Annotated in this window: 4 protein-coding genes and 1 pseudogene; all 5 read right to left on the reverse strand. The window is 66.3% G+C overall.

From position 1 onward, the window contains the following. Nucleotides 1-115: 115 nt before the first annotated feature. Complete coding sequence (gene lpdA / locus DYI24_RS20775; RefSeq protein WP_164573670.1) at nt 116-1,519, reverse strand: dihydrolipoyl dehydrogenase; 1,404 nt, start codon at nt 1,517-1,519, stop codon at nt 116-118. A gap of 31 nt (nt 1,520-1,550) precedes the next feature. Then, a complete protein-coding gene (locus DYI24_RS20780) occupies nt 1,551-2,297 on the reverse strand; it encodes an SDR family oxidoreductase (protein ID WP_164573671.1) in 747 nt (248 codons plus the stop codon). 7 nt (nt 2,298-2,304) lie between these two features. Continuing rightward, the gene (locus DYI24_RS20785) at nt 2,305-2,706 is read right to left on the reverse strand and encodes an MAPEG family protein (RefSeq protein WP_164573672.1); all 402 of its coding nucleotides are present in this window, start codon (nt 2,704-2,706) and stop codon (nt 2,305-2,307) included. A 59-nt stretch (nt 2,707-2,765) separates the two neighbouring features. Then, nucleotides 2,766-4,019, reverse strand: a complete 1,254-nt coding sequence (gene odhB, locus DYI24_RS20790) for a 2-oxoglutarate dehydrogenase complex dihydrolipoyllysine-residue succinyltransferase (RefSeq protein ID WP_164573673.1) — start codon at nt 4,017-4,019, stop codon at nt 2,766-2,768. Between the two features lie 104 nt (nt 4,020-4,123). Beyond that, nucleotides 4,124-5,123, reverse strand: a pseudogene (gene sucA / locus DYI24_RS20795) (2-oxoglutarate dehydrogenase E1 component); the annotation flags it as partial.

The raw sequence follows: 5,123 nt of genomic DNA on the forward strand, positions 1-5,123 counted from the left end.
GTTCTGGGACCACGTCTCGATCAGGAACAGAACCGCCAGCAGCACCCACAGGGGCTGCCACAATCGACCTTTCATCACGCCACCATCCGTCGCGCCGGCCAAGGCCGGCTCTCCGTCACATATGGATGGCGCGCTTGCCGACCGTAAGGGCGGCTTCCTTGATGGCCTCCGAGCGGGTCGGATGGGCGTGGCAGGTGCGGGCCAGATCCTCGGCCGAGCCGCCGAACTCCATCAGCACGGCCGCCTCGTGGATCATCTCGCCGGCCTCGCGGCCAATGATGTGAACGCCGAGAACGCGGTCGGTCTTGGCGTCGGCCAGGATCTTCACGAAGCCGTCGGTGGTCTGGTTGACCTTGGAGCGGCCGTTGGCGGTGAACGGGAATTTGCCGACCGTATAGACGACGCCGGCCTGCTTGAGGTCCTCTTCGGTCTTGCCGACGCTCGACACTTCCGGCGTCGTGTACACCACGCCCGGAATGACATCGTAATTGACGTGGCCGGCCTTGCCGGCGATCAGCTCGGCGACCGCGACGCCTTCGTCCTCCGCCTTGTGGGCCAGCATCGGACCGCGCACCACGTCACCGATCGCGTACACGCCCTTAAGGCTGGTGGCGAAGTGATCGTCGATCACCACCCGGCCGCGCTCGTCGAGCGCAACGCCGGCTTCCTTCAGGCCGAGGCCTTCGGTGTAGGGAACGCGGCCGATCGCAACCAGCACGACGTCGGCTTCCAGCGTCTCCGGATTGCCGCCGGCCGCCGCCTCGACCTTCACGGCGAGCTTCGCGCCCGAGGTGTCGACGCCGGTGACCTTGGCGCCGAGCTTGAATGCAAAGCCCTGCTTTTCGAGGATGCGCTGGAATTGTTTGACCACCTCGCCGTCCATGCCCGGCAGGATGCGGTCGAGGAATTCGACCACGGTGACCTCGGCGCCGAGACGGCGCCACACCGAGCCGAGCTCGAGTCCGATCACGCCGGCACCGACCACGATCAGCTTGCCCGGCACCTTGTCGAGCGACAGCGCCCCGGTCGACGACACCACGCGCTTCTCGTCGATCTCGATGCCCTTGAGCTGAGCCACTGCCGAGCCGGACGCGATCACGATCGACTTGGTCTCGACGCTGGTGGCCTTGCCGTCGGCACCCGTCACCTCGACCTTGCCGGTGCCGAGGATCTTGCCCTTGCCGGCCAGCACGTCGATCTTGTTCTTCTTCATCAGGTATTCGACGCCTTTGACGTTGCCGTCGATCCCCTGCTGCTTGAAGTTCATCATCGCCGGCAGATCGAGCTTCGGGGCCGACACGCCGATGCCCATCTTGGCGAACGAATGCCCGGCTTCCTCGAACAGCTCGGAGGCGTGCAGCAGCGCCTTCGACGGCATGCAGCCGACATTGAGGCAGGTGCCGCCGAGCGTCGGGTTCTTTTCCACCACCGCCACCTTGAGGCCGAGCTGTGCCGCGCGGATCGCGCAGACGTAGCCGCCGGGGCCGGTACCGATGACGACGAGATCGTAGGTGGCCATAGATCAATCCTGTGAGTTGGCGCCGGAGCGACTATCGTCCCCCCGACACGTCGAAGATGGCGCTGGTGACATAGGAAGCCTCGTCCGACAGCAGCCAGACGACGGCGTTGGCGATTTCTTCGGCGCGGCCGACGCGCTTCATCGGCACGTTGACGCTGAGCCGGTGGGCGCGTTCCGGATCGCCGCCGGACGCGTGAATTTCGGTGTCGATCAGGCCGGGCCGGATCGCCGCGACGCGAATCCCCTCGCCGGCGACTTCGTGTCCGAGACCGACCGTGAACGAGTCGACCGCGCCCTTGGAGGCTGCGTAGTCCACATAGGTGTTCGGCGAGCCGAGCTTCGCCGCGACCGACGACAAATTGATGATCACGCCACCCTGGCCGCCGTGCCGGGTCGACATCCGCTTCACCGCCTCGCGGGCGCACAGAATGCTGCCGGTGACGTTGACCGCCATGATGCGCTGGATGCGTTCGGCCGACATTTCGTCGACCCGCGCGGTCGGGCCGACGATGCCCGCATTGTTGACCAGCGCGCCGAGCGGACCGAAGGCGTCCGCTGCTGCGAACAGCGCCAGGATGTCCTCTTCGTGCCCAACGTCGCATTTCACCGCGATCGCCTTGCCGTTGCTGGCTGCGATCTCGGTCACCACCTCGTCAGCCGCGGCGGAATTGCTGGCGTAGCCAATCACGACCTTGAAGCCGCGCTTCGCACAACCCAGCGCCGTGGCGCGGCCGATGCCGCGGCTGCCTCCGGTGATGATGACGACGCGATCGTTCATGGGCGCCTCAGCTCAGCAGCCGGACCAGCATCGCGATCAGCGCCAGCAGCGACACGAACCACACAATGCTGCGGGCGAACGGGATTTCGATGATGTACAGCGGCGCATACAATGCGCGGGCGATCAGCCAGACGACCGAAGCCGTGGCGGCGTAGCCGCCGGTCTTGCCAGTGACCGCTAACGCCAGCGCCAGACCAACGAACGCCGGATAGGTTTCGAGCAGATTGCGGAAGGCGCGGTTCGCGCGGCCGGCGAAGCGGCCTTGCGGCGTTCGCGGCTCGTCCCGGGGCCCCGCCTGATAGTCGCCGCCGAGCTCCATGGTCGTCGGGATCGAAGCCAGGAACATCTGCACGATCAGCAGCACCACGCTCCAGCCCAGCACCGTGATCTCGGTCGGCATCGGCGGCATCGTTTCCCCCAAGGTCAGCGGCGGCGCGCAGGGACGCGCCGCCGGCACTTACTCCAGTCTCAGAGATCCAGCACGAGACGCGCGGGATCTTCCAGGCTCTCCTTGACGCGGACCAGGAAGGTCACCGCTTCCTTGCCGTCGATCACGCGGTGATCGTAACTCAGCGCCAGATACATCATCGGGCGGACTTCGATCTTGCCGCCGATCACCACCGGACGTTCCTGGATCTTGTGCATGCCGAGAATGCCGGACTGCGGCGCGTTCAGGATCGGGGTCGACATCAACGAACCGTAGATGCCGCCATTGGTGATCGTGAAAGTGCCGCCCTGCATTTCGTCGATCTTGAGCTGACCGTCGCGGGCACGCTTGCCGTAGTCGACGATGCTCTTCTCGATGTCGGCGATCGATTTCTCGTCGCAGTCGCGCACCACCGGCACGACGAGACCCTTGTCGGTGCCGACGGCGACGCCGATGTGGTAGTAGTTCTTGTAGATCAGGTCGGTGCCGTCCATCTCGGCGTTCACCGCCGGGATGTCCTTCAGGGCCTGAACGCAGGCCTTGGTGAAGAAGCCCATGAAGCCGAGCTTGGCGCCATGCTTCTTCTCGAACACGTCCTTGTACTGCGCGCGCAGCGCCATGACGTTGGTCATGTCGACCTCGTTGAAGGTCGTCAGCATCGCGGCGGTGTTCTGAACTTCCTTGAGCCGGCGCGCGATGGTCTGGCGCAGCCGGGTCATCTTGACGCGCTCTTCACGCGCGGCATCGTCGGCCGGCGATGGCGCACGGACCTGCACGGCGGCGGCGGGCTGGCTGACCGGGGTCGGCGCGGAGGCCGCCTTCTCGATCGCCGCCAGCATGTCGCCCTTGGTGACGCGGCCATCCTTGCCGGAGCCCGGCACGGTCGAGGCATCGACGCCGCTCTCGGTCGACAGCCGGCGCACCGACGGCGCCAGCGGCGCGTCGGATGGCGGAGCCTTGGCGGCGGGAGCAGCCGCGGGGGCCGGAGCCGCCGGAGCCGGTGCAGCGGCCGAGGCCGCGGCCTTCGCCGGAGCAGCGGCAGCCGGCTTGGCCGGGGCGGCGCCATCGGTGATCTGTCCGAGCAGCGCGCCGACCGCGACGGTCTCGCCGTCCTTGGCGACGATTTCGCCGAGCGTGCCGGCCGACGGGGCCGGCACTTCGATCGTCACCTTGTCGGTTTCGAGCTCGACGAGCGGCTCATCGACGGCCACCGCCTCGCCCGGCTTCTTGAACCAGCGGCCGATGGTCGCCTCGGTCACCGATTCACCGAGCGTCGGAACGCGAATTTCAGTCATCGTCTTCGTCCTTTTGCAGCGTCGCGGCTGTCGCGCCGGCGCCCGCCCCGTGATCCAAACTCAGGAAAAACCGAAGGGCCGCCGTCAGGCGGCGGCCCGATGCGTCAACGCAACGCTTCGTCGAGGAACGCCTTGAGCTGCGCCAGGTGCTTCGACATCAAGCCGGTCGCAGTCGCCGCGGAAGCCGGGCGGCCGACGTAACGCGGCCGGCGATGCTTGGCTTCGATCTGGTTCTGCACCCACTCCAGATACGGCTCGATGAAGTGCCAGCCGCCCATGTTGCGCGGCTCTTCCTGACACCACACCAGCTCCGCATCCTTGAAGCGCGACAGCTCGTGCACCAGCGTCTTGACCGGCACCGGATAGAGCTGCTCGACGCGCAGCAGATAGACGTCGTCGATGCCGCGCTTCTCGCGCTCGTCGTAGAGGTCGTAGTAGACCTTGCCGGAACATACCACGACGCGGCGGATCTTGGCGTCCGCCACCAGCTTGGTCTTGTCGTCCGGCTGCGTCTGTGCGTCGTCAAGCAGCACGCGGTGGAAGCTGGTATCGGGGCCGAGCTCTTCGAGCCGCGAGACCGCCCGCTTGTGGCGAAGCAGCGACTTCGGCGTCATCAGGATCAAGGGCTTGCGGATCTCGCGCTTGAGCTGACGGCGGAGCGCATGGAAGTAGTTGGCCGGCGTGGTCGGATACACCACCTGCATGTTGTCTTCGGCGCACATCTGCAGATAGCGCTCGAGACGTGCCGACGAGTGCTCCGGGCCCTGACCCTCGTAGCCATGGGGCAGCAGGCAGACCAGGCCCGACATGCGCAGCCACTTGCGCTCGCCCGACGAGATGAACTGGTCGAACAACACCTGGGCGCCGTTGGCGAAGTCGCCGAACTGGGCTTCCCACAGCGTCAGCGCGTTCGGCTCGGCCAGCGAGTAGCCGTATTCGAAGCCGAGCACCGCTTCTTCGGACAGCAGCGAGTTGATCACCTCATAGTGCCCCTGGTCGGGCGAGAGGTGATTGAACGGGGTGTAGCGGGTCTCGTCTTCCTGATCGATCAGCACCGAATGGCGCTGCGAGAAGGTGCCGCGCTCGGAGTCCTGACCCGACAGC

Origin of the sequence: Rhodopseudomonas sp. BR0C11 (genome assembly GCF_010820945.1) — a bacterium.
GTDB lineage: Bacteria > Pseudomonadota > Alphaproteobacteria > Rhizobiales > Xanthobacteraceae > Rhodopseudomonas > Rhodopseudomonas palustris_H.

Excerpts from the sequence above, each read along its gene's own strand:
- lpdA (WP_164573670.1), bottom strand. The coding sequence starts at position 1,519 with ATGGCCACCTACGATCTCGTCGTCATCGGTACCGGCCCCGGCGGCTAC.
- DYI24_RS20780 (WP_164573671.1), bottom strand. The coding sequence starts at position 2,297 with ATGAACGATCGCGTCGTCATCATCACCGGAGGCAGCCGCGGCATCGGC.
- DYI24_RS20785 (WP_164573672.1), bottom strand. The coding sequence starts at position 2,706 with ATGCCGCCGATGCCGACCGAGATCACGGTGCTGGGCTGGAGCGTGGTG.
- odhB (WP_164573673.1), bottom strand. The coding sequence starts at position 4,019 with ATGACTGAAATTCGCGTTCCGACGCTCGGTGAATCGGTGACCGAGGCG.